This is a genomic window from Pseudomonas sp. PH1b (assembly GCF_000633395.1).
Lineage (GTDB): Bacteria > Pseudomonadota > Gammaproteobacteria > Pseudomonadales > Pseudomonadaceae > Aquipseudomonas.
On record NZ_AYMU01000015.1, the window covers coordinates 144,621 to 169,532 of the forward strand.

The following is a 24,912-nucleotide window of genomic DNA, read 5'->3' on the forward strand; positions in this document are numbered from 1 at the left end:
TGATTCGCATATGGACGTACGCAAGCCTTTTGCCCAATGCATTGCCCTGTCGCTGTCGGGGATCCTGCTGCTCAATCCGATCGTCAGCGTCGCTGCCGGCCTGACCCTGGACCCGGCGGCCGGGGGCAATGCCAGCATTGGTGCCGCGGGCAACGGCGTCCCCGTGGTCAATATCAACGGGGCCAACGGCAGTGGCCTGTCCCATAACAAATTCAGCGAATACAACGTCGGCAGCAATGGCCTGATCCTCAACAATGGCACCGGCCCCACCCAGAACACCCAGCTGGGTGGCTACATCCTCGGCAACCCCAATCTCAAGGGCACGGCGGCCCAGGTGATCCTCAACGAAGTCACCGGCAGCAACCGCAGCAAGCTGGCGGGCTTTACCGAAGTCGCGGGCCAGTCGGCCCGGGTGATCGTCGCCAACCCCCATGGCATCACCTGCAACGGTTGTGGCTTCATCAACACCCCGCGAGCCACCCTGACCACCGGCAAGCCGGTGATCGAGGGGCAGAAGCTCGATCGCTTCCAGGTGGATGGTGGCGATATCAGCATCGAGGGCGCGGGGCTCAATGCGAGCAATATCGACCAGTTCGACCTGATCACCCGCAGCACCCAGCTCAATGCCAACCTCTACGCCAAGAAGCTCAACGTCATTACCGGACGCAACGACGTCAAGGCCGACGATCTGACGGTCACTGCCCGTGATGACGACGCCAGCGCCAAGCCGGCCCTGGCCATCGACAGTTCGGCCCTGGGAGGCATGTACGCCGGGGCGATTCGCCTGGTGGGCACGGAGAAAGGCGTCGGCGTGAACGTCTCCGGGGAAATGGCCGCCAGCACCGGCGACATCCAGATCGATGCCAACGGCAGGGTCACAGTGGCGAACATGGGCGCCAACCAGGCGATCGCGATCAAGGCCCAGAGCATCGACGTGCAAGGCAAGGCCTATGCCGGTACCGACGCGACGCTGCAGGCCCAGGAGCAGATCAAGGTCCAGACCAGCCTCGCGGCCCGTGATCAGGTGCGGGTGGTGGAGGCCGCCCAGGTGGTCAACCACGGCATCATCGAGGCCGGGGTCAACAGCGACAACAGCCGCAATGACCACGGCGAGGTCAAGCTGACCGCCGACCATCTGGAGAACCGTGGCAATGTACTGGCCAGCCGCAACCTGGAACTGACCGCACGCCAGACCCTGAACAACCAGAATGGCGTGATCCAGGGGCCCAAGGTCGAGGTCAAGACCGCGCGCCTGGTCAACCAGGGCGCGCAGGCCCGGGTCCTGGCGCAGAACGAGCTGCTACTCAACACCCCAGCGATCGCCAACCTCGACGGCCTGATCCGTTTCGGCGATCGCCAGGCCGCGACTTTGTCCCTCGACACCTTCAACAACAACGGCGGACGCCTTGAAGTGGCCGGGGCCGACCTGACCCTCAACGCCCGCGAGGTGAGCAACCAGAAAGGTTCGATGATCGCCGACCAGGTGGAGATCCGCGCCGATCGCCTGGACAACCAGCAAGGCCTGATCGGATCCAGCCAGGGCCGCGCCACCTTCAAGGTCAGCGAGCAGTTGAACAACAACGGCGGTCAGTTGCAGGCCCAGACCCTGCTGGAGACCGAGGGCGGGGAACTGCTCAACCAGGGCGGCAAGCTGCTGGCGGACCAGATCAAGGTCACCGGCAAGCGCCTGGACAACAGCCAGAAGGGCCTGATCAGCGCCGAGCAGGGCGCCCTGCAAGTGAGCCTCGATCAGGACCTGATCAATGCCGGTGGCAAGCTCCAGGCCACTTCGCTCCTCAACCTCAAGGCTGCCAGCGTGGACAACCGCGGCGGCACCCTGGTCGCCCCGCAACTGACCCTCAACAGCGCCGGCAAGCTCGGCAACCAGGGCGGCACCCTCACCGCCGACAGCCTGGAACTGCACAGCGCAGACATCGACAACCAGGGCGGCCTGCTGCAAGGCAAGAACAACCTGCTGCTGGAAGCCCGGGACCTGGCCAACAACCAGGGCCAGGTCATCGGCAACGCACTGACCGCCAACCTCGACAGCCTCAGCCAGAACCAGGCCGGGGTGCTCAGTGCCGAGACCGGCAAGCTGACGCTGACGGTCAAGCAGCACCTGAACAACGCCCTGGGCCACCTGCAGGCCAAGGCGGGCGACGTGCAGATCGTTTCGGGCAGCCTGAACAACCAGGGCGGTGTGGTGGTGGGCAACCAGCTGCAGCTGACCAACAGCGGCCTGCTAGACAACCGTGGCGGGCAACTGGCCGCGGATCGGCTGACCGTCACCACCCAACGCCTGGACAACCAGGCGTCGGGCCTGCTGGCAGCCGGCAGCGATGGCCTGCAGTTGACCTTGACGGCCGACGGCACAGCGCCGGGGCAACTGCTCAACAACCAGGGGCACCTGCAAAGCGACGGGCATCTGCAGATCGACGGTGGTCAGTTGAACAACAGCGGCGGCGTGCTGCTGGGCCGCAGCATCGGCATCGATGCCGCCGGCCTCGACAACAGCACCAAGGGGGCGGTGGTGGCCAGCCAGGGAGTGCTGGAACTGAACCTCAACCACGGCGCACTGAACAACAACGCCGGGGTCATCGACGCCGGTGACCAGGCGCTGCGAGTGACCCGGGGCGGGCAACTGGACAACCAGGGCGGCACCCTCAAGGGCAAACGCCTGGAGGTGGCGGGCACGGCCCTGGATAACCGCCAGGGGCAACTGTTGGCCGGCAGCGATGGCTTGAACCTGGTGGCCGGCGGCCTGAATAACGCCGCCGGGCTGATCCTGGCCAAGGACAGCCACGGCGAAGTGGCGCTGGGCCAAGGCACCCTGGATAACCGTGGCGGCACCCTCCAGGGCGCGACCCTGGGGATCACCGCCGGGGCTGTGGATAACAGTGCCCTGAACGGCAAGGCCGGGCTGATCAGCAGCCAGGCCGGAGCGCTCAAACTGGTGGTCGACCGCCTTACCAACCAGGCTGGCAAGCTCTACACCAATGGCCTGCTCAGCAGCACCGGGCAGACCCTGGACAACCGCCTTGGCGGTGAAATCAGCGCCCAGCAGCTGGACTTGAACGTCGCGGCCAACCTCTACAACCAGGGCGGCCTGGTGGAGTCGGCCGGCTCGTTGCTGCTGGTGGGCGGCAACCTCGACAACAGTGCCGGGGGCCGGGTCCGTGCGTTGGGCGGCGAGCAAAGCCGGATCAGCCTCGGCGGCGTCCTCAACAACCAGGGCGGCACCCTGGCCCTGGGCTCCAGCGCCTTTGCCCTGAATGCCGCACAGCTGAACAACATCGGCGGCGGCATCGAACATGCCGGCGGCGGCCTGTTCAAGCTCGACCTGGGCACACTGTCCGGCTACCAGGGACGGATCACCGGCCTCGGCCGAGGCGACTGGGATGTGGCGGTGGTGGATCGCAGCGGGCTGATGCAACTCAACGGTGCGCTGGACCTGAGCACCGGGGGCGACCTCAACCTGAGCGCCGGCGACCGCATCGCCAGCGCCACGGGCCTGCGAGTGGGCGCGAGCACCCTGAACAATGCCGGGGAACTGGCCACTGACGGCTACCTGACCCTGGACCTGGGGGGCAACCTGAACAACAGCGGCCTGCTGTCGTCCCGAGGCAAGCTGACGGTCGGCGCCACCGACCTGAACCAGAATGGCGGACGTATCGCCAGCGGCGGTGACAGCGAACTCAACCTGCGCGGCACCCTGGACAACCTGGGGCGGCTGATCGCCAGCCAGAACCTCAATGTCTCGGCGGCGCAGATCAACAACCGCGGCACCCTCGGGGCGCTGGGGCAGATGCAACTGCGCTCCAGCAACGGCATCACCACCTCGGCCGACACCCTGATCTACAGCGGCGCCGACATGCTCCTGCGGGCCAACGGCCTGGCCAACAGCTACGGCGACATCTACAGCGCCGGCAACCTCAGCTTCGCCGCCCTCGACGGCGGCCGTGCGGCCCTGCTCAGCAACCGCTCCGGGACCATCGAGAGCGAGGGCGACATGAACCTCAACGTGGCGTCGCTGCAAAACGCCATGGACAAGTACCAGGTCGGCGAAGTCATCACCCGGCGCAATATCGAGATCAACTGCACCGACTGCTCCGGCGATCACCACACCGCCACTTACATCGTCAACACCACTTATGAAGGCACCATGGGCGAGCACTCCGCTGGCGCGCGCCTGGTGTCCAACCGTGACCTGACCATCAATGCCGACACGGTGGAAAACGATCAGAGCCTGATCGCCGCCAACCGCGATGTCTCCATCACCGCCAACAATCTCTACAACCGTGGCCTGACCCTGGGCCAGCGGATCGAGACCGTCAGCTATCTGCTGCTGGGGGTATCCCAGGGGGCCTTCCGGGCCGCCGAGCGGGCCACGATCCAGTGGAACGCCAACAACGCCAATCGCGCGCCGGGCCAGCAGGACCCGCTGCCAACCGTGGTGACTCAGTACCCGATCTACCAACCGGGCACTCACACCGTGCTGGTACCGGGAAACCAGACCGCCTACGCCTCCACCTTGCAGGCCGGCCAGCGCCTGCACCTGCAGGTCAGCGGCACCCTCGAGAACGGCGTGCAGAACGAGCAGAGCCGCGCCCAGCTCACCGGGCAGTCGCTGCAGAACAATCTGTCCCAGGTGGGTGGCCAGGTGATCACGGTCAACGCCCAAAGCTCGGCAGCCGCCAACCAGGTGGCCAAGGATGTACAACGCATCGAAAAAGTCGCCGCCGACGGCACGACCCAGGTCAGCTTCGTGCCAGTGGACTTCGCCGGCGTGCCTTTCGCCGCCGTGGACCCGACTTCCCTGTCGAGCTTCCGCGTGCCTCAGGGCGAGTACGGCTTGTTCGTCAAGAGCCAGAACCCCCAGGGTCGCTACCTGATCGAGACCAACCCGACCTTCACCGACCTGTCGCGCTTCATGAGCTCGGACTACATGCTCGGCCACCTCAACTACAACACCGACCAGACCTGGCGCCGCCTGGGTGACGGCCTGTATGAGACCCGGCTGATCCGCGATGCAGTGCTGGCCCAGACCGGCCAGCGCTTCCTGGCCGCCGGGCTGACCAGCGACTACGACCAGTATCGCTACCTGATGGACAACGCCATCGCCTCCAAGGACCAGTTGAACCTCAGTGTCGGGGTCTCCCTGACCGCGGCGCAGGTGGCTTCGCTGACCCATGACATCGTGTGGATGGAAACCCGCGAGGTGCAGGGCGAGAAGGTACTGGTGCCGGTGCTGTACCTGGCCCAGGCGGAAACCCGCAACCTGCGCGGCGGCAGCCTGGTGCAGGGGCGCGACATGACCCTGATCGCCGGTGGCGACCTGAGCAACGTCGGCACCCTGCGCGCCAGCAACGACCTGAGCGTGAATGCCGGCGGCAGCCTGTACCAGGGCGGCCTGATCGAAGCCAACGAGCGGGTCAGCCTGATGGCCCAGGACAGCGTGCGCAACGCCCTGGCCGGGGAAATCCGCGGCAACCAGGTCAGCGTCACCTCGATCAAGGGCGACATCATCAACGACCGCACGGCGGTGGCCGTGGGCTATGGCTCGGGCAACCGCACCATCCTCGACCAGGGCAGCCAGATCACCGCGCGCCAGCAGCTGGACCTCAGTGCCGGCCGCGACCTGAGCAACCTCGGCCAACTCGCCAGTGCCGGTGATGCCAAGCTCAGTGCCGGTCGCGACATCGACTTGCTGGCGGTGCAGGATCACACCTTCACCCAGAGCGCGATCCGTCGCGGCCTGGTGACCCACGACACGGTGCAGACCCTGGGCTCCAGCGTGACCACCGGCGGCAACCTGGAACTCAACGCCGGGCGCGACCTGGCGGTGGTGGCGAGCAAGGTCGATGCCGGCCACGACCTGTCCCTGAATGCCAAGCGCGATGTGGTCATCGCCTCGGCCCAGGACGAGCAGTCCTCGACCTTCTACCAGAAGAAGAAAGGCTCCTGGGGCAAGAGCAAGACCACCCAGAGCGCCGACTCCTCGACCACCAACGTGGCCTCCGAGATCAGCGCCGGGCACGACCTGATGGTCAACGTCAGCCAGGACAAGGACGGCCGCATCAGCCTCAACGGCGGGCGCGACGTGACCGTGGTCGGCAGCCAGCTCAAGGCCGGCAACGACCTGCTGGTGGGCGCCACCCGGGACGTCAGCCTGGTCTCGGCCCAGGAGCAGCAGGACAGCGCCTACAGCCAGAAGAAGAAAGGCAGCTTCGGCCTGAGCAAGAGCGGCAACAGCCGCACTTCCAGCAGTACCACCCAGGTGGGCAGCGAGCTCAGCGCCGGCAACGACGCGGTGGTGATCGCCGGGACCAACGTCAACCTCTCGGCCAGCTCCATCGAGGCCAAGCGCGATGCCGAAGTGCGCGCCGGGATGATCGACAAGAATGGCGACATCAACCTGATGGACGCCGCCAACACCTCCAGCAGCCAGAGCGACAAGTACAAGAGCAAGGTCGGGTTCTCCAGCTCCGGCAGCTTCACTTCGATTGCTTCGGCGAAGAAGTCCGGCCAGGAAAACACTCAGTCCCAGAGCGTGGGCAGTGTGGTCAGTGGCGGGCGTGACACCACTCTGCAAGCCTCCCGCGACGTCAACATGATCGGCAGCACCGCGGCGGCCGAGCGCAACCTCAACGTAGGGGCGGGGCGCGATATCAACGTGCTGGCCGGCAGCAACAGCTCGGACCAGAGCAACTGGAAATCCGAGAAGCATGTGGGGCTGTCCCTTGAGAGCGATCGCAACGGCGTCACCGCGTTCCTGGGCAGCGAAGGCCTCAAGAAGAAGTCGCGCAATGCCGAGCAGACGGTAGCGCCAAGCCAGTTGCTGGCCGGGCAGGATGCAACCATCAAGGCCGGGCGCGACCTGACCCTGGAAGGCTCGCGAGTGGACACCGGGCGCGATATCAACCTGCAGGCCGGGCGCGATATCAGCATCGACGCCGGCAAGGAAACCTCGATCGAGGAGCGCAGCAAGAGCCGTGACCGCAATGGCCTGACGGTCAACGTCAGCCACAACTACGGCAACACCATGGACGCCCTCAAGGGCACCGGCAAAGGTGAGGACAACACCAGCAAGGCGTCCAGCGTGCTGAGCACCGTGGATGCGATCAACCAGTTCACCTCGGGCCCGACCACCGCGACCCACTTCGGTACGGCCAGCCAGTCCAGCAGCTCGCGCCAGGAAGTGCACAGCAACAGCCCTGCCAGCCTTGGTGCCGGACGGGACATCAGCGCCGTGGCCGGCAATGACATCAACATTCGCGGTGGTCAGTTCGACGCCGGGCGTGACATCACCCTGGTGGGTCGCGACATCAATGTGGATGTGGCCCGCGGCTCGGTTTCCGAAGAGAGCAAGACCGCCCGCAGCCAGGGTGGCATCAACGGCCAGAGCGGTGGCGGCAGCGCCCGTGCCGGTATCGGCGGCAGCAACGGTGTGGCCAGCGAGCAGATGAACCAGGGCACCAACACTCCGTCGGTGTTCCTCGCCGGGCGCGATGTCAGCCTTGAGGCGCGCAACGACCTGACCCTGATCGGGACCCAGGTCCATGCCGGGCGCGATATCGACCTGGGGGCGGGCAATGACCTGACCATCCGCGCCGCGCAGAACGATTCCAGCAGCGAATCCAGCCGTCGCAGCGGCGGTGGCGAAGTGGGCCTGGCGGTGGGCGGCAAGGATTTCATCTCGGTCTATGCCAGCGTCGACATGGGCAAGGGCCAACTGGACCGGGACAACCAGCGGCAACAGAACGCCAACCTGGTGGCCGGTGACCAGCTGCGTTTCAGCAGCGGCAAGGACACCACCATTGCCGGCGCCACCCTGCGTGGCGGCGAAGTCGTCGGCCGGGTTGGCGGCGACCTGACCGTGTCCTCGGTGCCGGACACCGGCAAGGTCAGCGGCAAGGAGCTGGATGCCAGCGTCACCGTGAGCATCGGCCTGGGCGGTGGTGGCAGCGTCAGCGGTTCCCTGGGCGTGGGCAAGACCACCGGCAAGACCAACTGGGTCCAGGAGCAGACCAGCATCACCGGCAAGAACGGCGTGGACATCCGCACCGAGAAGCACACCCAGCTCGATGGCGCGCTGGTTGCCGCCGACAACGGCAACCTCAAGCTGGACACCGGCACCCTGGGCTTCCGTGACATCTCCGGCCAGGACAAGGAGCACAGCTACTACGTGAACGCGGGCGGCACCTTTGGCTGGGGCGGCGGCGACGGCGCCAAGGCCACCGGTGGCAAGGACGTGGCCTTCACCACCGACAAGAGCCAGGAAGGCAAGGGCAAGACCGGTGCCTCCGGCTGGAGCGTCAGTGGTTATGACTACCGCAAGGAGCGTGAGCAGGAAGTGCGCGCCACGGTGGGCGCGGGCACCATCACCGTGCGCAACGACGCCAAGACCGGCGCGGACTCCACTGCGGGTCTGAACCGCGATGTGTCCCAGGCCTATGAAATCACCAAGGACAAGGAAAAGCGTACCGACCTGTATGTGTCCCAATCGTCCCTGGAGGCGGTGGGCCATCCGGTGCAGACCCTCAACCAATGGGCCCAGGGGCTCAAGGACTATGGCAAGAATGCGTCGGCGGCTTTTTCCCAATACGGTGATCTGACCAAGGCAGCGGACAAGGCACTGGCAGACAACCCGGCACTGGCGCCCCTGGCCTGGATACCGGGGCTCTTGCAGAAAGCCATGGACGAGTCGGCCTACTACACCGGCGGAGTGATGCCGGGCGTCATCAGCCATGGCGGCGTCATCACCCAGGTCCCGGCGCTGCTGACGGGGGACATGAGCTTCTATCATGTGACGATGCAGTACAAAAAGGATAAAGACGGCCATGTCTTCATCGACCCGGAAACCGGCAAGCCGGTTATGGACGTGGATGCGACACGCGAAGGCCTGAAGACCCTGCTGACACCTGACGGTAACGGTGCGGTGTTCACCAACGGGATTCAGAACTCGCTGGATGCGGCGCTGGTCAATGGCGGCATGCAGACCGGCCAGGACCAGTTCATGCAGGCCTACAACCCGGAACACGGCCTGCTGGGCGACCTGGTGGAGTCGCTGTGGGATGTGATGCTCGGCGGTGCCGTGCGTTCGGGGAACGCACGGCAGCTCAGCGACTTCCTCGGCGCCGGTATAGACCAGGGCAACAAGCTGGATGTCTTCGGGCACAGCCAGGGCGGCTTGCTGACCTACCGGGCCATTGCCGGGCTCAATTTCAACGTCAATGGCAATGCGGGTAGCATCCAGCTGTCGGGCGCGCCCGTCGGCTCGACGGACTTCTTCGCGGCGGCCAAGAATGCCGGGTTCGATATCAGTGAAGGGGCGTTCTTCCAGGTCAACCGGCCGACATCGAGCATGCTCTTCAATACGTTGCCGGTGACCGATACAGTGTCCGACTTGCTGGGGCTGAATGCGTGGCACTCGTCCGATACGGTTGCCCGATTCTTCGGCGCCGCGGCCACTTCAGGCAAGTTGTTGGGCGCGGACAGTCCTCACTCCAACTACCTGTGTGTGGCCAAGGACATTTGTGGTGGGGCTGGCAGTAAACTGCAAGACACCTTCAAGCGCAGCGACAAGTACATTGTCCCGACCTTGATCGATCAGTACGGCAACGACAAATTACTGGGCACGCAATGAAGGCTGCACGGATCGCGCTGATAGTACTGACCAGTGGGTTGCTGCCGGCTTGCGGCGGCCCACCCTTGGTCTATGAAAATGCGCGCCTGGATGCCCGAATGCTGTGCCAGGAGGGCGCGAAGCGGGTCACCCTGATGCAGCGTTATTCCTTCGATCTGCCTGGGCCATATCGGCAGGCGCCGTGCGGCACCGTCACCGGTGGCTTCGACTATGAAAAGGGCCGTGACGCGCTGTCGGTCGGTACCTCCGGAACCTTCTCCTACGGTACGGTCCAGGTGACGGCTGCGGCGCTGTACATGCGGGTCAACAGCTTTCTCGATGGCCGGGCGGACGGGCTTTTGTATCCCCGCCAGGCTTTTCTGGATGATCTGCTGGCTCGGCAGGCGTTGTCGTCCCATACCGGGGTCAAGCCCAGCAGCCTGGAGTGGGTGACAGTGCAGGGCTTTCAATGCCTGCGTGCCTACGAGCGCTGGGAAGGGAGCGCGGTGGGCATTCTCGAAGACAAGGTCAAGTACTGGTGCTGGGAACAGGAGAGCGGCCTGCAGCAGCCGTTCTATGTGCATGCCGGGCAGCGCCTGGCCCTCGGCGCCAAGGGCTACGACCTGGATCAGGTGTTCATACTGCCGTTCTTCCAGAGCCTGAAGATCAACCCTTTGCCGGCGCCGGTGCTGGCGAAGGCCCAGGCCGATCTCCAAGGGTTCTGCGCCCATATCAAATCTCGCTACGACCAGAACCTGGTATGGGGGGATGACTACCCCGATAAGCGACTGATCCGGACACAATTGCATTACTGCGGCTACGACGTGGCGCTGCCCGACCTTGCAGCCCCGGTGGCCCGGGCCAAAACCGACTGAACCTTCGCCGGTCACAACACTCCAGTACCCTGTAGACCCATGCCCTTGGGGCGCCTGCCACTATTCCTCCGGGGTGAAGGCTGGCAGACTGCCGGTCTTTTCCCCGCTGTTTGTCTTGAGGCTATATGCCAGCGTTTTCACAGCGTCATCTGTTGTTCATCAGTTGGATCATCATCTTCGGCGGCCTGCTCCTGGCCTTGCCCTTGCGCCTGCTACCTAGCCTGCTGGCCGGTCTGCTGGTGTTCGAGCTGGTCAACATGCTCACCCCGCAACTGCAGCGCCTGATCGAAGGCCGGCGGGCGCGCTGGCTGGCGGTGGCGTTGCTGGGCACCCTGGTGGTCAGCTTGCTGACCCTGCTGTTCGCCGGAGCCATCAGCTTCCTGCTGCATGAGGCGGAGAACCCCGGGGCGTCACTGGGCAAGTTCATGGTGGTGGTGGACAAGGCCCGGGGCCAGTTGCCGCCGTTCCTCGATTCCTATCTGCCGGCCAGCGCCGCCGAGTTCCAGGCCGCCATCGGTGCCTGGGCCAGCAAGCACCTGAGCGAGTTGCAACTGGTGGGCAAGGACGCGGCGCACATGTTCGTGACCCTGCTGATCGGCATGGTCCTGGGGGCGATCATCGCCCTGCAGCGGATTCCCGACCTGACCAAGCGCAAGCCCCTGGCGGCGGCGCTGTTCGACCGCCTGCACCTGCTGGTTCAGGCGTTTCGCAACATCGTTTTCGCGCAGATCAAGATCTCCCTGCTCAACACCTTCTTCACCGGGATCTTCCTGGCGCTGATCCTGCCGCTGTTCGGGGTCAAGCTGCCGCTGACCAAGACCCTGATCGTGCTGACCTTCCTGCTGGGCCTGCTGCCGGTGATCGGCAACCTGATCTCCAACACCCTGATCACCATCGTCGGCCTGTCGCTGTCGATCTGGGTGGCGGTGGCGGCTTTGGGCTACCTGATCTTTATCCACAAGCTGGAATACTTCCTCAACGCGCGGATCGTCGGCGGGCAGATCAGTGCCAAGTCCTGGGAGCTGCTGCTGGCGATGCTGGTGTTCGAGGCGGCGTTCGGCCTGCCCGGGGTGGTGGCGGGGCCGATCTATTACGCCTACCTGAAAAGCGAGCTGAAGCTGGCGGGCTTGGTTTAACGGCAGCTGCAAGCTTGCAGCTTCAAGCCACAAGCTAAAGCCGCTTTGCTTGCCGCTTGAAGCTTGAAGCTTGCTGCTGCTTTTATCCGTAGCGCTTCTTGGCTTCGATCGCCAGGCCGCTGCCGATGCTGCCGAAGATATTGCCTTCCACATGCCGGGCATTGGGCAGCATCGCCGCCACGCTCTGGCGCAGGGCCGGGATGCCGCTGGAGCCGCCGGTGAAGAACACCGTGTCGACCTGGCCGACGCTGACATTGGCGTCGCTCAGCAAACCGCTGACGCTGGTGCGGATGCGCTCCAGCAGGCTGTCGATGGACGACTCGAACAGGGCCCGGCTGAGGTCGACGCTGAGGTCGCGCTCGATCCGGTCCAGGGGCACCAGGCGATTCTCGGCATGGGTCAGCTGGATCTTGGTTTCCTCGATCTCCATGGCCAGCCAGTGGCCGGCGCGCTGTTCGATCAGCTTGAACAGGCGGTCGATGCCACCGGTGTCCTCGATGTCGTAGCGCATGCTGCCCAGGGCCAGCTGGGACTTCTGCGAGTACACCGAGTTGATGGTGTGCCAGGTCGCCAGGTTCATGTGGTGGCTGGTGGGCATGTAGGCGCCGCTCTTCATCCGGCTGCCGTAGCCGAACAGCGGCATCACGCCCTGCAGGCTCAACTGCTTGTCGAAGTCGGTCCCGCCCACGTGCACGCCGCCGGTGGCGAGGATGTCGTCGTGGCGGTTGTCGACGCCACGGCGCTCGGGGGACAGGCGCACCAGGGAGAAGTCCGAGGTACCACCGCCGATGTCGACGATCAGCACCAGTTCTTCACGTTCGATGCTGGACTCGTAGTCGAAGGCCGCAGCGATGGGTTCGTACTGGAAGGACACTTCCTTGAAGCCGATCTTGCGGGCCACTTGCACCAGGGTGTCTTCGGCTTCTTGGTCGGCGGCGGCATCGTCATCGACGAAGAACACCGGGCGGCCCAGCACCACTTCTTCGAATTCCCGACCGGCGGAGGCTTCGGCACGGCTCTTGAGCTGGCCGATGAACAGCCCCAGCAGGTCCTTGAAGGGCATCGCGGTGCCCAGCACGCTGGTGTCGTGCTTGATCAGCTTGGAGCCCAGCAGGCTCTTGAGCGAGCGCATCAGCCGGCCTTCGTAGCCTTCCAGGTACTCGTGCAGCGCCAGGCGGCCGTACACCGGACGGCGCTCCTCGATGTTGAAGAACACCACCGAGGGCAGGGTGATCTTGTCATCCTCCAGGGCAATCAGCGTCTCCTCGCCGGGGCGCAGCCAGCCGACGGTGGAGTTGGAGGTGCCGAAGTCGATGCCGCAGGCACGGGCCGGGGAGGCGTTGTTCATGTCTTTCGATCCGGTGAAAAAAACGGCCGCGCAGCGTACGCCAGTCCTCGCGCGTTGCAAAGGCCGACTATCTGCTAAATCGCAACCGGTCATGCCTTGAAAGACTATCCTTGACCCCCAAACTTGCAGGCATGAGCCTGGCAGTCCCGGAATGCTCGCAAGATCCGCCAGTGGCTGCCGATAAACTTCTGATGCGCCGTTCAGTCAGAGGATTGAGACCGATCAATTCTCATGCTGCCAGACCGGGCATGCTGTGCTGCACGCCGCGCGACATTGATAACGGATGGTGATTCCCGCGATGGACTTCAAAGACTATTACAAGATTCTCGGCGTGGAGCCGACGGCTGACGATAAGGCGATCAAGGCCGCCTATCGCAAGCTGGCGCGCAAGTACCACCCCGACGTCAGCAAGGAAAAGGACGCCGAGGCCAAGTTCAAGGACGCCTCGGAAGCCTATGAAGCGCTGAAAAGCGCCGACAAGCGCGCCGAGTACGATGACCTGCGCAAGTACGGCCAGCATGGCCAGCCGTTTCAGGGCCCGCCGGGCTGGCAGAGCCGTGGCGGCTTTGGCGGCGGCGACGGTGGCGACTTCTCGGACTTCTTCAGTTCGATCTTTGGTAACCGGGGGCCAGGATTCGGCGGCCCGGAGCAGCGCCGCAGCAGTGGCCGTCGTGGACAGGATGTGGAAATGGAACTACCGATCTTTCTTGAGGAAACCCTGTCGACCGAGTCGAAGAAGATCAGTTTCCAGGTCCCGCAGTACAACGCGGCTGGCCAGCATGTGAGCAACACCAGCAAGAGCCTGAACGTGAAGATCCCTGCCGGGGTCACCGACGGCGAGCGCATCCGCCTCAAGGGCCAGGGCGCCCCGGGTGTCGGCGGTGGGGCCAATGGCGATCTGTACCTGACCATTCGCTTCGCCCCTCATCCGAAATTCGATGTCGAGGGCGAGGACCTGATCATCACCCTGCCACTGGCTCCCTGGGAGCTGGCGCTGGGTACCGAGGTGGCGGTGCCGACCCTGACCGGCAAGATCAACCTCAAGGTCCCGGCCGGCAGCCAGAACGGCCAGCGCATGCGCGCCAAGGGCCACGGCCTGCTGAACAAGGCCGGCCAGCGCGGCAACCTGTTCGTACAGCTCAAGGCGGTGATGCCCAAGCAGGCCGGCGACGACGTCAAGGCGCTGTGGCAGGAGCTGGCGAAGAAGGCCGCGTTCGATCCTCGGGAACATTTCTGATTCGACACTAGGAGGCGCTGACCATGAGCACCCTGATCGTTCAGCTGGACATGGAAGAGTTCTGTGAAGTGGCTGACCTGCCGGCGGCCTATGTGATCGAAATCGTCGAACACGGCATTCTCGAGCCTCAGGGCCGTGCGCCCAAGGATTGGCGGTTCAACGATGTCGAACTGGCCCTGGCCAAGCGTGCGGCGAAGCTGCGCCGTGACCTGGAGCTGGAATGGGAAGGCGTCGCCCTGGCGCTGGACCTGCTGGAGGAAGTCCAGCAATTGCGCGCCGAGAACCAGATGCTCAAGCAGCGCCTGGGCCGCCTGCTGGTGGACTGAGCGCCCCGTAGGAGCCGGCTTGCCGGCGAAGCGGCCCTCGGGCCTTGCGCAATCTGTGCCGACGCCTTCGCTGGCAAGCCAGCTCCTACGGTTTGCCCCCGTTCGTTGTAGGAGCCGGCTTGCCGGCGAAAGGGCCCTCGAGCCTTGCGCAATCTGTGCCGACGCCTTCGCTGGCAAGCCAGCTCCTACGGTTTGCCACTCGTTCGTTGTAGGAGCCGGCTTGCCGGCGAAGAGGCCCTCGAGCCTTGCGCAATCTGTGCCGACGCCTTCGCTGGCAAGCCAGCTCCTACGGTTTGCCCCCGTTCATTGTAGGAGCCGGCTTGCCGGCGAAGAGGCCCTTGAGCCTTGCGCAATCTGTGCCGACGCCTTCGCTGGCAAGCCTGCGCCTACGAGCTGGCGCGGGACACCCGTGGCAGGATCACGGTGAAGGTGGTGCCGTCGCTCTCGTTGGAACTGACTTCGATGCTGCCCTGGTGCGCGGTCACCACTTCCTTGACGATGAACAGGCCCAGGCCAAGGCTGGTGCTGGGGTTGCCCAGGGCCTCGTCGGCGCTGCGCACCAGGGGGTCGAACAGGGTGCTCAGGGCCTCCTTGGGAATGGGCGCGCCATAGTTGTGGATGGTCAGCAGCACCTGCTCGGCACCGCCGGTGAGGGTCACCGTGACCGTGCGGCGGTTGCTGCCGTGTTGCAGGGCATTGCCAATCAGGTTCTGCAGCAGTTGCTCGATCCGTCCACGGTCCCAGATGCCATGGCTGTCGCCATGAAAACTCAGCTGCGGGGTGCAGTCGGGCTGCCCGGCGCAGGCTTCGTCCATGGCCGCCTTGACCGCGCTGGCCAGGTCCATGGGCGCCGGCTCGATGGGCAGGCTGGTGCCCAGGCGGCTGCGCACGAACTCCAGCAAATCACTGACCATCGCCCCCATGTGCCGGGTGCCACTCTTGATCCGCGATACGAACGCCTGGGCATCGGCGTCCAGCGCCACTTTGCGCGCCAGCATCTCGGTGGACATGCTCACCGCCTGCAGCGGCGCTCGCAGGTCGTGGCCGAGGATCGCCAGGAAGATGTCCCGCGAGCGATTGACCTGTTCGGCATAGGCCGCCGTCGACTCGGCCAGGGCCTCGTCGATGGCTTCGTTGAAGCGGATCATGTCCTGGAAGTACGCCAGCTCCGGCGAGTCCAGGCTGTCGACCCAGAGGCGGATCACACAGGCGCGCAGGTGACGGAATTCCGACGTCATCTGCACCAGATCGAAACCCACGTGGTGGCGCAGTTCGCCATGGCTGGCGGCGGCCGCGTCCAGGCTCGGGGTCTTTTCCGGGCCTTCGCCGCGGGCCTTGGCCAACTGCTCGCCAGGGCTCTGGGCGGTGCACATGTCGCGGGCAGCGGCCAGCAGGATCGACTTGGCGTGGTCGCGCAGTTGCAAGCGGCTCATGGAGTCGGCTTCAGGGGCAATGGACCGGGCGAACTGCTCCCATTTATCAACGATTCGATCTACGTGTTGCACGATGAAATCGGACAGGTGCATGGCCGGATACCTTGCAGGGCAGAGAGTGAGGAGGCGAGTCGCATATTAGCGCCTCGATGGCGTCTTTCAACACGGCCTCCGCTCAGTGGATAGCGCTTCTAGAACAGAAAGTAGCGCTGGGCCATGGGCAGCACATCCGCCGGTTCACACCACAGCAGAACGCCGTCGGCCTTGACCTGGTAGGTCTGCGGGTCGACGTCGATGTTCGGCAGGTAGTCGTTGTGGATCAGGTCGGCTTTCTGCACGTTGCGACAGCCCTTGACCACCGCAATGCGTTTTTTCAGGCCCAACTGCTCTGGCACGCCGGCCTCCAGGGCCGCCTGGCTGATGAAGGTCAGGCTGGTGGCATGGCGGCTGCCGCCGTAGCTGGCGAACATCGGTTTGTAGTGCACCGGTTGCGGGGTCGGGATCGAGGCGTTGGCGTCGCCCATCAGGCTGGCGGCAATCGCCCCGCCCTTGAGGATCAGGGTCGGCTTGACCCCGAAGAATGCCGGGCGCCAGAGCACCAGGTCGGCCCACTTGCCGACTTCGACGGAGCCCACCTCATGGCTGATGCCGTGGGTGATCGCCGGGTTGATGGTGTATTTGGCGATGTAGCGCTTGACCCGGAAGTTGCTGTTGCCCGGGCCATCCCCTGGCAGCGGGCCGCGCTGCTTGTGCATCTTGTCGGCGGTCTGCCAGGTGCGGGTCACCACTTCGCCGACCCGGCCCATGGCCTGGCTGTCGGAACTGATCATGGAGAAGGCCCCCAGGTCGTGAAGGATGTCCTCGGCGGCAATGGTTTCCCGGCGGATGCGGCTTTCGGCGAAGGCCACGTCCTCGGCAATGCTCGGGTCCAGGTGGTGGCAGACCATGAGCATGTCCAGGTGTTCGTCGATGGTGTTGCGGGTGAAGGGCCGGGTCGGGTTGGTGGAGCTGGGCAGCACGTTGGCGAAGCCGCAGGCCTTGATGATGTCCGGCGCATGGCCGCCGCCGGCGCCTTCGGTGTGGTAGGTGTGGATGGTGCGGCCCTTGAAGGCGCCGAGGGTGGTTTCGACGAAGCCCGATTCGTTGAGGGTGTCGGTGTGGATCGCCACCTGCACATCGTACTGGTCGGCGACGTTCAGGCAGTTGTCGATGCTGGCCGGGGTGCTGCCCCAGTCCTCGTGCAGCTTGAGGCCGATGGCCCCGGCCTTGACCTGTTCGATCAGCGGCTCCGGCAGGCTGGCGTTGCCCTTGCCGGTGAAGCCGATGTTCATCGGGAAGGCGTCTGCCGCCTGAAGCATGCGCGCCATGTGCCAGGGGCCCGAGGTGCAGGTGGTTGCATTGGTACCGGTGGCCGGGCCGGTGCCGCCGCCGATCATGGTGGTGACGCCGCTCATCAGCGCTTCTTCGATCTGCTGCGGGCAGATGAAGTGGATATGGGTGTCGATGCCGCCGGCGGTGAGGATCATGCCTTCACCGGCAATCACCTCGGTGCTGGCGCCGATGGCGATGCTCACGTCGGGCTGGATGTCCGGGTTGCCGGCCTTGCCAATGGCGGCGATGCGTCCGTCCTTCAAGCCGACGTCGGCCTTGACGATGCCCCAGTGATCGATGATCAGCGCGTTGGTGATCAGGGTGTCCACCACTTCGGCGGCCAGCAGCTGGCTCTGGCCCATGCCGTCGCGGATCACTTTGCCGCCGCCGAACTTCACTTCTTCACCGTAGGTGGTGAAGTCCTTCTCCACTTCGATCCACAGCTCGGTGTCGGCCAGCCGCACCTTGTCGCCCACGGTAGGGCCGAACATATCGGCATAGGCCTCACGGGAAATCTTCATCGCAGCTCCTTACAGAAAACAAAACCTGTAGGAGCTGGCTTGTCAGCGAAGGCGGCCTCTCGGGCCCTTTCGCCGGCAAGCCGGCTCCTACGCGCGTGGCGTCGAGGGGCTCAGAGGTCGCCCATGATGCGTCCGGCAAAACCGAAGACCCGGCGATGACCCGCCAGGTCCACCAGTTCCACTTCCCGGGTTTGTCCCGGTTCGAAGCGCACGGCGGTGCCGGCCGGAATGTTCAGGCGCATGCCGCGGCTGGCGGCGCGGTCGAAGGTCAGGGCGTCGTTGGTTTCGAAGAAGTGGTAGTGAGAGCCGACCTGGATCGGCCGGTCACCGCTGTTGGCAACGCTCAGCCTGAGGGTACGGCGCCCGGCATTGAGTTCGATCTCGCCAGGCTGGATCTGGTATTGGCCAGGAATCATAGGGGTTGTCCCAAGGTCTTGAAGTAGATGGCGGTGGGGGTATAGGTGCCGTCCGGGCTCTGGCAGTAGTTGGGCAGTTCGCCGACCCGGGTATAGCCCAGGGAGCGGTAGAAGTCTTCGGCCGCCGACCCCGCTTCGGTGTCCAGGTAGAGCAGGCCGCGCTTGTGCTGGCGAGCGGCCTGTTCCAGGGCTGTCATCAGTTGCTGGCCCAGGCCCCGGCGCCGGGCGCTGTGCAGGACCTGGAGCTTCTGCACTTCGCCACGATTGCGCCCGTTGGCTTTCATGCACAGCGCCAGTTGCACGCTGGCCAGGACCTTTTCATCGTGGACCACCACCCACAGCAGCAGGCTGCCGTCCTCGACGCCGGCCTGGACCTGATTCAGATAGGCCCGGGCCTGGCTGTCATCCAGGTCGGCCATGAAACCTATCGATGCGCCGTGCTGCACCGAGTCGAACAGCAGGTCGATCAATCCCTGGCGGTAGTGGGCAAAGCTTTCTCCATGGACTCGGCGCAGTTGGGCGGCGTTCATCGACAGGTCACTCCTTGTGAGGGGCGGGCGGTTGGGCCCCGGGGTTGAGCGTCAGTTGCATGAAGGTCAGGTCCAGCCAGCGCCCGAACTTGGTGCCCACCTGGGGCATCTGCCCGGTGATGATGAACCCCAGGCGCTCATGCAGGCGGATCGAGGCGCTGTTGCCGGTTTCGATGGCGGCCACCATCACGTGCTTGTCACAGCCGCGGGCGCGTTCCAGCAGCGCCTCCATCAGGCGCGGTCCCAGGCCATTGCCGCGCTGGTCGCCGCGTACATAGACCGAATGCTCCACGGTGTGGCGAAAGCCGTCGAAGGGCCGCCAGTCGCCGAAAGAAGCGTAGCCGAGCACCTGCTCCTCGGGGGTGACGATCACCAGGATCGGATAACCCTGGGCCTGGCGTGCGCTGAACCAGGCCTGGCGGTTGCCCAGGTCCACCGGTGATTCGTTCCAGATCGCCGTGGTATTGAGCACGGCATCGTTGTAGATATCGCGAATTGCCGGCAGGTCGGCGTGCAGCGCGTCGCGGATGCGATAGGTCATGGCACGGCCTCAGGCGATGGGTTGATGGACGGTGACCAGCTTGGTGCCGTCGGGGAAGGTGGCCTCCACCTGGATGTCCGGGATCATCTCCGGGATGCCTTCCATCACCTGTTCCCGGCTCAGCAGGGTGGTGCCGTAGTGCATCAGCTGGGCCACGGTCTGGCCGTCACGGGCACCTTCGAGCAGGGCCGCGGAAATGTAGGCCATGGTTTCCGGATAGTTGAGCTTGAGGCCGCGGGCCAGTCGCCGCTCGGCCACCAGGCCGGCGGTGAAGATCAGCAGCTTGTCTTTCTCGCGTGGGGTCAGGTCCATCGTGATCAATCCGTTATGGGCAGTTAGAAGAAGTCGGGTGCTTCATGTATTCCAGATCCTCGGCGGCACGGCCTCGCGGCCCAGCAACGCCGGACGCAGCAAGCGCCACAGGTCGATCAGCCAGGCCCGGGCCAGCAGCGCCTCGCTGGCCAGGCAGCGGGCCACCAGCAGGCCGGGCAATTGTGTGAGGTCGCCCCGCACCGGGTGCTCCAGGGCGCGGCAGTGTTCCAGCAGTTCGGCGCTGATCTCGCCGGTGGCCAGCAAGGTGGCAAACACCGGGTGGCCGTCCAGGCCGATGGGTGAGTCCAGCAGGCCATCGCCACCGACGATGCGCTGGCGTTCATGCCACAGCGGCTTGCCGTCACGGCGGATATCCAGGTGCGATTGGAAGTGCCCGTGTGCAAAGTGCTCCCCACTGGCCGGACGTCCCAGGGCCACCACGTCCCAGTAGAACAGCCGGGCATCGCCCTGCAGGTCGACCTGGGTACTGAGCTCGGCCTGGGCGGCGCTGAAGACGATGGTCTCCTGGGGCAGCCACTCCAGGGTCGCCCCCGGTGCCACCTGCAGGGCCAGGGTCTGGCCGGCCGGGCCGTTGGCGCGGTACCACTTGGCGGCCCCGGGGCTGGTCAGTTGGGCCCAGGCACCGTTGTCGACCCGGGCACTGATGGCCAGTTGGTCGCCGCCGGCTATCCCGCCGGGCGGGTGCACGATGATGTGCTGGCACACCTGTGGGCCTTCGGCGTACAGGTGCTTCTGTACCCGCAACGGGCCCAGGTGGCGGCGCAGTACCGGGCGCGTGGTGGCGCCGAAACGGGCGTAGGCCAGTTCCAGCTCGGCGTGCCAGCTGGGGGTGAACAGGGCGGTGGCGGCAGGTGAGTTCATGCTGGGTCGTTATCGTTAGGAGGCTACAGATTAGATCGTAACCAGGCCGCGTACACCTTCTGCCTGCATATTTTCCCCGCGGCCCTGCTGGACGATTTCCCCCCGGGACATCACCAGGTACTGGTCGGCCAGTTCCGCGGCGAAGTCGTAGAACTGTTCCACCAGCAGGATCGCCATGTCGCCCCGGGCGGCAAGCTTTTTGATCACCGCGCCGATCTCCTTGATCACCGAGGGCTGGATGCCTTCGGTGGGTTCATCGAGGATCAGCAGGCGTGGGCGGCTGGCCAGGGCGCGGCCGATGGCCAGCTGTTGCTGCTGGCCGCCGGAGAGGTCGCCGCCCCGGCGTTGCTTCATCTGCAACAGCACCGGAAACAGTTCGTAGATGAAGGGCGGAACCTCTCTGGCCTCGGCACCGGGAAAGCGCGACAGGCCCATCAGCAGGTTTTCCTCCACGGTCAGGCGGGCGAAGATTTCCCGGCCCTGGGGCACATAGGCGATTCCGGCGTGGACCCGCTGGTGCGGCTTGTAGGCGGTGATGGTCCGGCCCTCCCAGTTGACCGCGCCTTCCTTGGCCGGCAGCAAGCCCATCAGGCATTTGAGCAGGGTGGTCTTGCCCACGCCGTTGCGCCCCAGCAGGCAGGTGACTTCACCGATCCGGGCTTCGAAGCTCAGGCCGCGCAGGATGTGGCTACCGCCGTAGTACTGGTGCAACTGGTCGACTTGGAGCATGGTCGGGTACTCGAATCTTGTGGGAATTGCGGGGCGCTCTTCGCTGGCAAGCCAGCTCCTACGGGAGGGTGCAGGCGCAGGCTTGCCGGCGAACGGCGATCGCGTTAACGGCCGAGGTACACCTCGATCACCCGTTGGTTTTCCTGCACCTGCTCCAGGGACCCTTCGGCCAGCACGCTGCCCTGGTGCAGCACGGTGACGTGGTCGGCAATCGCGCCGACAAAGCCCATGTCGTGCTCCACCACCATCAGCGAATGCTTGCCGGCCAGGCTCTTGAACAGCTCGGCGGTGAACTCGGTCTCGGCATCGGTCATGCCCGCCACCGGTTCGTCCAGCAGCAACAGCTGCGGGTCCTGCATCAGCAGCATGCCGATCTCCAGGAACTGTTTCTGGCCGTGGGACAGCAAGCCCGCCTGGCGTTGCGCCGAGGCTGTCAGGCGGATGGTCTCCAGCACCTGTTCGATGCGCGCCCGCTGTTCGTCGCCCAGGCGCGCGCCGAGGCAGGCCCACACCGACTTGTCGGTCTTCTGCGCCAGCTCCAGGTTCTCGAACACCGTCAGGGCCTCGAACACCGTGGGTTTCTGGAACTTGCGGCCGATTCCGGCCTGGGCGATCTGCACTTCGCTCATGCGCCTCAGGTCCAGGGTTTCGCCGAACCAGGCCTTGCCCTGGGTGGGCCGGGTCTTGCCGGTGATCACGTCCATCAGGGTGGTCTTGCCGGCGCCGTTGGGGCCGATGATGCAGCGCAACTCGCCAACGCCGATGTACAGGTTGAGGTCGTTGAGGGCCTTGAAACCGTCGAAGCTGACGCTGATGTCCTCCAGGGTCAGGAGGGTGCCGTGGCGGGTGTTGAGGCCGCTGCCGGCGGCCTGGCCCAGGCCGATGGCGTCGCGGCTGGCGCCGGCGTCCTTGTTGCTGTCGAGAATAGGTTCGAGCATGAACTCCGCCGTCGCTGTGACTCTCATTGTGCACCTCGTTTGTTCAGCAGGCCGATCACGCCCTTGGGCAGGTACAGGGTCACCCCGATGAACAGCGCACCGAGGAAAAACAGCCAGTACTCGGGAAAGGCCACGGTGAACCAGCTCTTCATGCCGTTGACCAGGCCGGCTCCCAGCAGCGGACCGATCAGCGTGCCCCGCCCTCCAAGGGCGACCCACACGGCGGCCTCGATGGAGTTGGTCGGGGACATTTCGCTGGGGTTGATGATGCCCACCTGGGGCACGTACAGGGCCCCGGCCAGGCCGCACAGCACCGCGCTCAGGACCCAGACGAAGAGCTTGAACCCGCGAGGATCGTAACCGCAGAACATCAGGCGGTTCTCGGCATCGCGCAGGGCCGTCAGCACCCGGCCGAACTTGCTTCGGGCCAGGCGCCAGCCGCTGTACAGGCTGGCCACCAGCAACAGCACGGTGGCCAGGAACAGCACCGCCCGAGTGCCCGGTTCGGTGATGCCGAAGCCGAGGATGCTGCGAAAGTTGGTGAAGCCGTTGTTGCCGCCAAAACCGGTCTCGTTACGGAAGAACAGCAGCATCCCGGCGAAGGTCAGGGCCTGGGTCATGATCGAGAAATACACGCCCTTGATCCGCGAGCGGAAGGCGAAGAAACCGAACACCAGGGCCAGCAGCCCCGGGGCCAGCACCACCAGGCACAGGGCCCAGAGGAAGTGCTGGGTGCCGACCCAGTACCAGGGCAGCTCGCTCCACGAGAGGAAGGTCATGAACGCCGGCAGGTCATCGCCTGCGGCCTGGCGCATCAGGTACATGCCCATGGCGTAGCCACCCAGGGCAAAGAACAGCCCGTGGCCCAGGGACAGCAGCCCGGCATAGCCCCAGACCAGGTCCAGGGCCAGGGCGACAATGGCGTAGCAGAGGATCTTGCCCACCAGGGTCAGGGTGTAGGCCGAGACCTGCAGCGGGTTGTCCGCCGGCAGCAGCGACAGCAGCGGCAGGGCCAGCAGCATCAGGAGCAGCAATGCGCCGACGGTGATCGTGACCCTGGGCCCGGCTTTCTGGCTGGCGGTAATCAGCAGTGGTTGATTCATCAGTCGATCACCCGTCCTTTCAATGCGAAGAGTCCTTGCGGGCGTTTCTGGATAAACAGAATGATCAGCGCGAGGATCAGGATCTTGCCCAGCACGGCGCCGATCTGCGGTTCGAGGATCTTGTTGGCGATGCCCAGGCCGAAGGCCGCCATGACACTGCCAGCCAGTTGCCCGACCCCGCCGAGCACCACCACCAGGAACGAATCGATGATGTAGCCCTGGCCCAGGTCCGGGCCGACGTTGCCGATCTGGCTCAGGGCCACGCCACCGAGGCCGGCGATGCCCGAGCCGAGGCCGAAGGCGAGCATGTCCACGCGGCCGGTGGGCACGCCGCAGCAGGCGGCCATGTTGCGGTTCTGGGTCACTGCCCGCACGTTCAGGCCCAGCCGAGTCTTGTTCAGCAGCAGCCAGGTGAGCACCACGACAAACAGCGCGAAGGCGATGATCACGATGCGGTTGTAGGGCAGTACCAGGTTGGGCAGGACCTGGATCCCGCCGGACAGCCACGCCGGGTTCGCCACCTCGACGTTCTGCGCGCCGAACAGCAGGCGCACCAGTTGGATCAGCATCAGGCTGATGCCCCAGGTGGCCAGCAGGGTTTCCAGGGGGCGCCCGTAGAGATGGCGGATCACCGTGCGTTCCAGGGCCATGCCGATCCCGGCGGTGACGAAGAACGCCACCGGCAAGGCCAGCAGCGGGTAGTACTCGATGGCCTGGGGCGCGTAGCGCTGGAACAGCAACTGCACCACATAGGTGGCGTAGGCACCGAGCATCAGCATTTCGCCGTGGGCCATGTTGATCACCCCCAGCAGGCCGAAGGTGATGGCCAGGCCCAGGGCTGCCAGCAACAGGATCGAGCCCAGGGACAGGCCGCTGAAAGCCTGCCCCAGCAGCTCGCCGACCAGCAGCTTGCGCTTGACCTGGGCCAGGCTGGTTTCGGCAGCGGTGCGTACCGCGGCATCGGCTTCGACCCCGGGCTCCAGCAGGCCTTCGAGGCGGGTGCGGGCCAGTGGGTCGCCGGTTTCCCCCAGCAGGCGCACGGCGGCCAGGCGCACCGCCGGGTCGCTGTCCACCAGTTGCAGGTTGGCCAGGGCCAGGCTCAGGGCGTCGTGCACGCCGGGGTCTTGCTCGGCGGCCAGTTGCGCATCGAGGAATTTCAACTGCGCCGGCTTGGCGCTTTTCTGCAATTGGACGGCAGCCGCCAGGCGGCTTTTACTGTCGGCGGCGAGCAGTTGGTGGCTGGCCAGGGCGGTGTCGATCAGGCCCCGCAGGCGGTTGTTCAGGCGCAGGGTCTTGCTTTCGCCGGCGATGTCCAACTGGCCCTGTTGCAGGGCGTTGAGCAGCGCAAGGCGCGTTGGGTCGGGCTGCGCGGCCCAGGTTTCCAGAAGCCGGGCCTGCTCGCTGGAGTTGCCGGCAACGAAGTCTTCGGCATCCCCGGCCTGGGCTGTCCATGGCAGTAACAGCAGGCCGGCGAGGATCAAACGGTAGAGGGCAGTGGGCATATCGGTGTCCTTGAAAGCGCCCGAATAACCTGTAGGAACGAGCTTGCTCGCGATCCGCGCAGCGGCCAGCCGGGCGGTTTCGTTGGA

17 protein-coding genes are annotated in these 24,912 nt (G+C 65.2%); 5 read left to right on the forward strand and 12 right to left on the reverse strand.

The window, feature by feature from the left end:
- Positions 1-10 precede the first annotated feature (10 nt).
- The 3 genes from U873_RS0123230 (at position 11) to U873_RS0123240 (ending at position 11,636) form a co-directional block, all read left to right on the forward strand.
- Positions 11-9,646: a hemagglutinin repeat-containing protein gene (locus U873_RS0123230; RefSeq protein ID WP_025130519.1), complete on the forward strand. Its 9,636-nt coding sequence runs from the start codon at positions 11-13 to the stop codon at positions 9,644-9,646.
- A gap of 98 nt (positions 9,647-9,744) precedes the next feature.
- The gene (locus U873_RS0123235; RefSeq protein ID WP_256244775.1) at positions 9,745-10,500 is read left to right on the forward strand and encodes a hypothetical protein; all 756 of its coding nucleotides are present in this window, start codon (positions 9,745-9,747) and stop codon (positions 10,498-10,500) included.
- A gap of 125 nt (positions 10,501-10,625) precedes the next feature.
- Positions 10,626-11,636 (forward strand): AI-2E family transporter, encoded by a 1,011-nt coding sequence (locus tag U873_RS0123240; protein ID WP_016967043.1) that lies wholly within the window; start codon positions 10,626-10,628, stop codon positions 11,634-11,636.
- Positions 11,637-11,718: 82 nt separating this feature from the next.
- Here the strand turns inward: U873_RS0123240 and U873_RS0123245 are convergent, their stop codons facing one another.
- Positions 11,719-12,984: an Hsp70 family protein gene (locus U873_RS0123245; protein ID WP_025130521.1), complete on the reverse strand. Its 1,266-nt coding sequence runs from the start codon at positions 12,982-12,984 to the stop codon at positions 11,719-11,721.
- A gap of 298 nt (positions 12,985-13,282) precedes the next feature.
- Between U873_RS0123245 and U873_RS0123250 the strand changes: the two genes are divergently transcribed.
- Both U873_RS0123250 and U873_RS0123255 read left to right on the forward strand, forming a co-directional pair.
- On the forward strand, positions 13,283-14,221 hold the full coding sequence (locus U873_RS0123250) for a DnaJ C-terminal domain-containing protein (protein WP_025130522.1): 939 nt from the start codon (positions 13,283-13,285) through the stop codon (positions 14,219-14,221).
- A gap of 23 nt (positions 14,222-14,244) precedes the next feature.
- On the forward strand, positions 14,245-14,547 hold the full coding sequence (locus U873_RS0123255; protein WP_025130523.1) for a chaperone modulator CbpM: 303 nt from the start codon (positions 14,245-14,247) through the stop codon (positions 14,545-14,547).
- Between the two features lie 386 nt (positions 14,548-14,933).
- Here the strand turns inward: U873_RS0123255 and U873_RS0123260 are convergent, their stop codons facing one another.
- The 11 genes from U873_RS0123260 to urtB all read right to left on the reverse strand — a co-directional run bounded on the left by U873_RS0123260 (position 14,934) and on the right by urtB (position 24,825).
- Complete coding sequence (locus U873_RS0123260) at positions 14,934-16,073, reverse strand: sensor histidine kinase KdpD (RefSeq protein WP_025130524.1); 1,140 nt, start codon at positions 16,071-16,073, stop codon at positions 14,934-14,936.
- A 98-nt stretch (positions 16,074-16,171) separates the two neighbouring features.
- Positions 16,172-17,872: an urease subunit alpha gene (ureC, locus tag U873_RS0123265; RefSeq protein ID WP_025130525.1), complete on the reverse strand. Its 1,701-nt coding sequence runs from the start codon at positions 17,870-17,872 to the stop codon at positions 16,172-16,174.
- A gap of 110 nt (positions 17,873-17,982) precedes the next feature.
- Complete coding sequence (locus U873_RS0123270) at positions 17,983-18,288, reverse strand: urease subunit beta (RefSeq protein ID WP_025130526.1); 306 nt, start codon at positions 18,286-18,288, stop codon at positions 17,983-17,985.
- Complete coding sequence (locus U873_RS0123275) at positions 18,285-18,818, reverse strand: N-acetyltransferase (RefSeq protein ID WP_025130527.1); 534 nt, start codon at positions 18,816-18,818, stop codon at positions 18,285-18,287. Before U873_RS0123275 ends, U873_RS0123270 begins: the two co-directional genes overlap by 4 nt.
- A 7-nt stretch (positions 18,819-18,825) precedes the next feature.
- On the reverse strand, positions 18,826-19,359 hold the full coding sequence (locus tag U873_RS0123280; protein ID WP_025130528.1) for a GNAT family N-acetyltransferase: 534 nt from the start codon (positions 19,357-19,359) through the stop codon (positions 18,826-18,828).
- Between the two features lie 9 nt (positions 19,360-19,368).
- Complete coding sequence (locus U873_RS0123285; RefSeq protein WP_025130529.1) at positions 19,369-19,671, reverse strand: urease subunit gamma; 303 nt, start codon at positions 19,669-19,671, stop codon at positions 19,369-19,371.
- Between the two features lie 42 nt (positions 19,672-19,713).
- Positions 19,714-20,553, reverse strand: coding sequence for an urease accessory protein UreD (locus U873_RS0123290; RefSeq protein WP_025130530.1), 840 nt, complete (start codon positions 20,551-20,553; stop codon positions 19,714-19,716).
- Between the two features lie 30 nt (positions 20,554-20,583).
- The gene (gene urtE, locus U873_RS0123295; RefSeq protein WP_025130531.1) at positions 20,584-21,282 is read right to left on the reverse strand and encodes an urea ABC transporter ATP-binding subunit UrtE; all 699 of its coding nucleotides are present in this window, start codon (positions 21,280-21,282) and stop codon (positions 20,584-20,586) included.
- A gap of 104 nt (positions 21,283-21,386) precedes the next feature.
- Positions 21,387-22,247 (reverse strand): urea ABC transporter ATP-binding protein UrtD, encoded by an 861-nt coding sequence (urtD, locus tag U873_RS0123300; protein ID WP_025130532.1) that lies wholly within the window; start codon positions 22,245-22,247, stop codon positions 21,387-21,389.
- Positions 22,244-23,323 carry an urea ABC transporter permease subunit UrtC gene (gene urtC / locus U873_RS0123305; RefSeq protein ID WP_025130533.1) on the reverse strand — a complete coding sequence of 360 codons (1,080 nt, stop codon included), beginning with the start codon at positions 23,321-23,323 and terminating at the stop codon, positions 22,244-22,246. Before urtC ends, urtD begins: the two co-directional genes overlap by 4 nt.
- Positions 23,323-24,825, reverse strand: a complete 1,503-nt coding sequence (urtB, locus tag U873_RS0123310; protein ID WP_025130534.1) for an urea ABC transporter permease subunit UrtB — start codon at positions 24,823-24,825, stop codon at positions 23,323-23,325. Before urtB ends, urtC begins: the two co-directional genes overlap by 1 nt.
- Between the last annotated feature and the right edge of the window lie 87 nt (positions 24,826-24,912).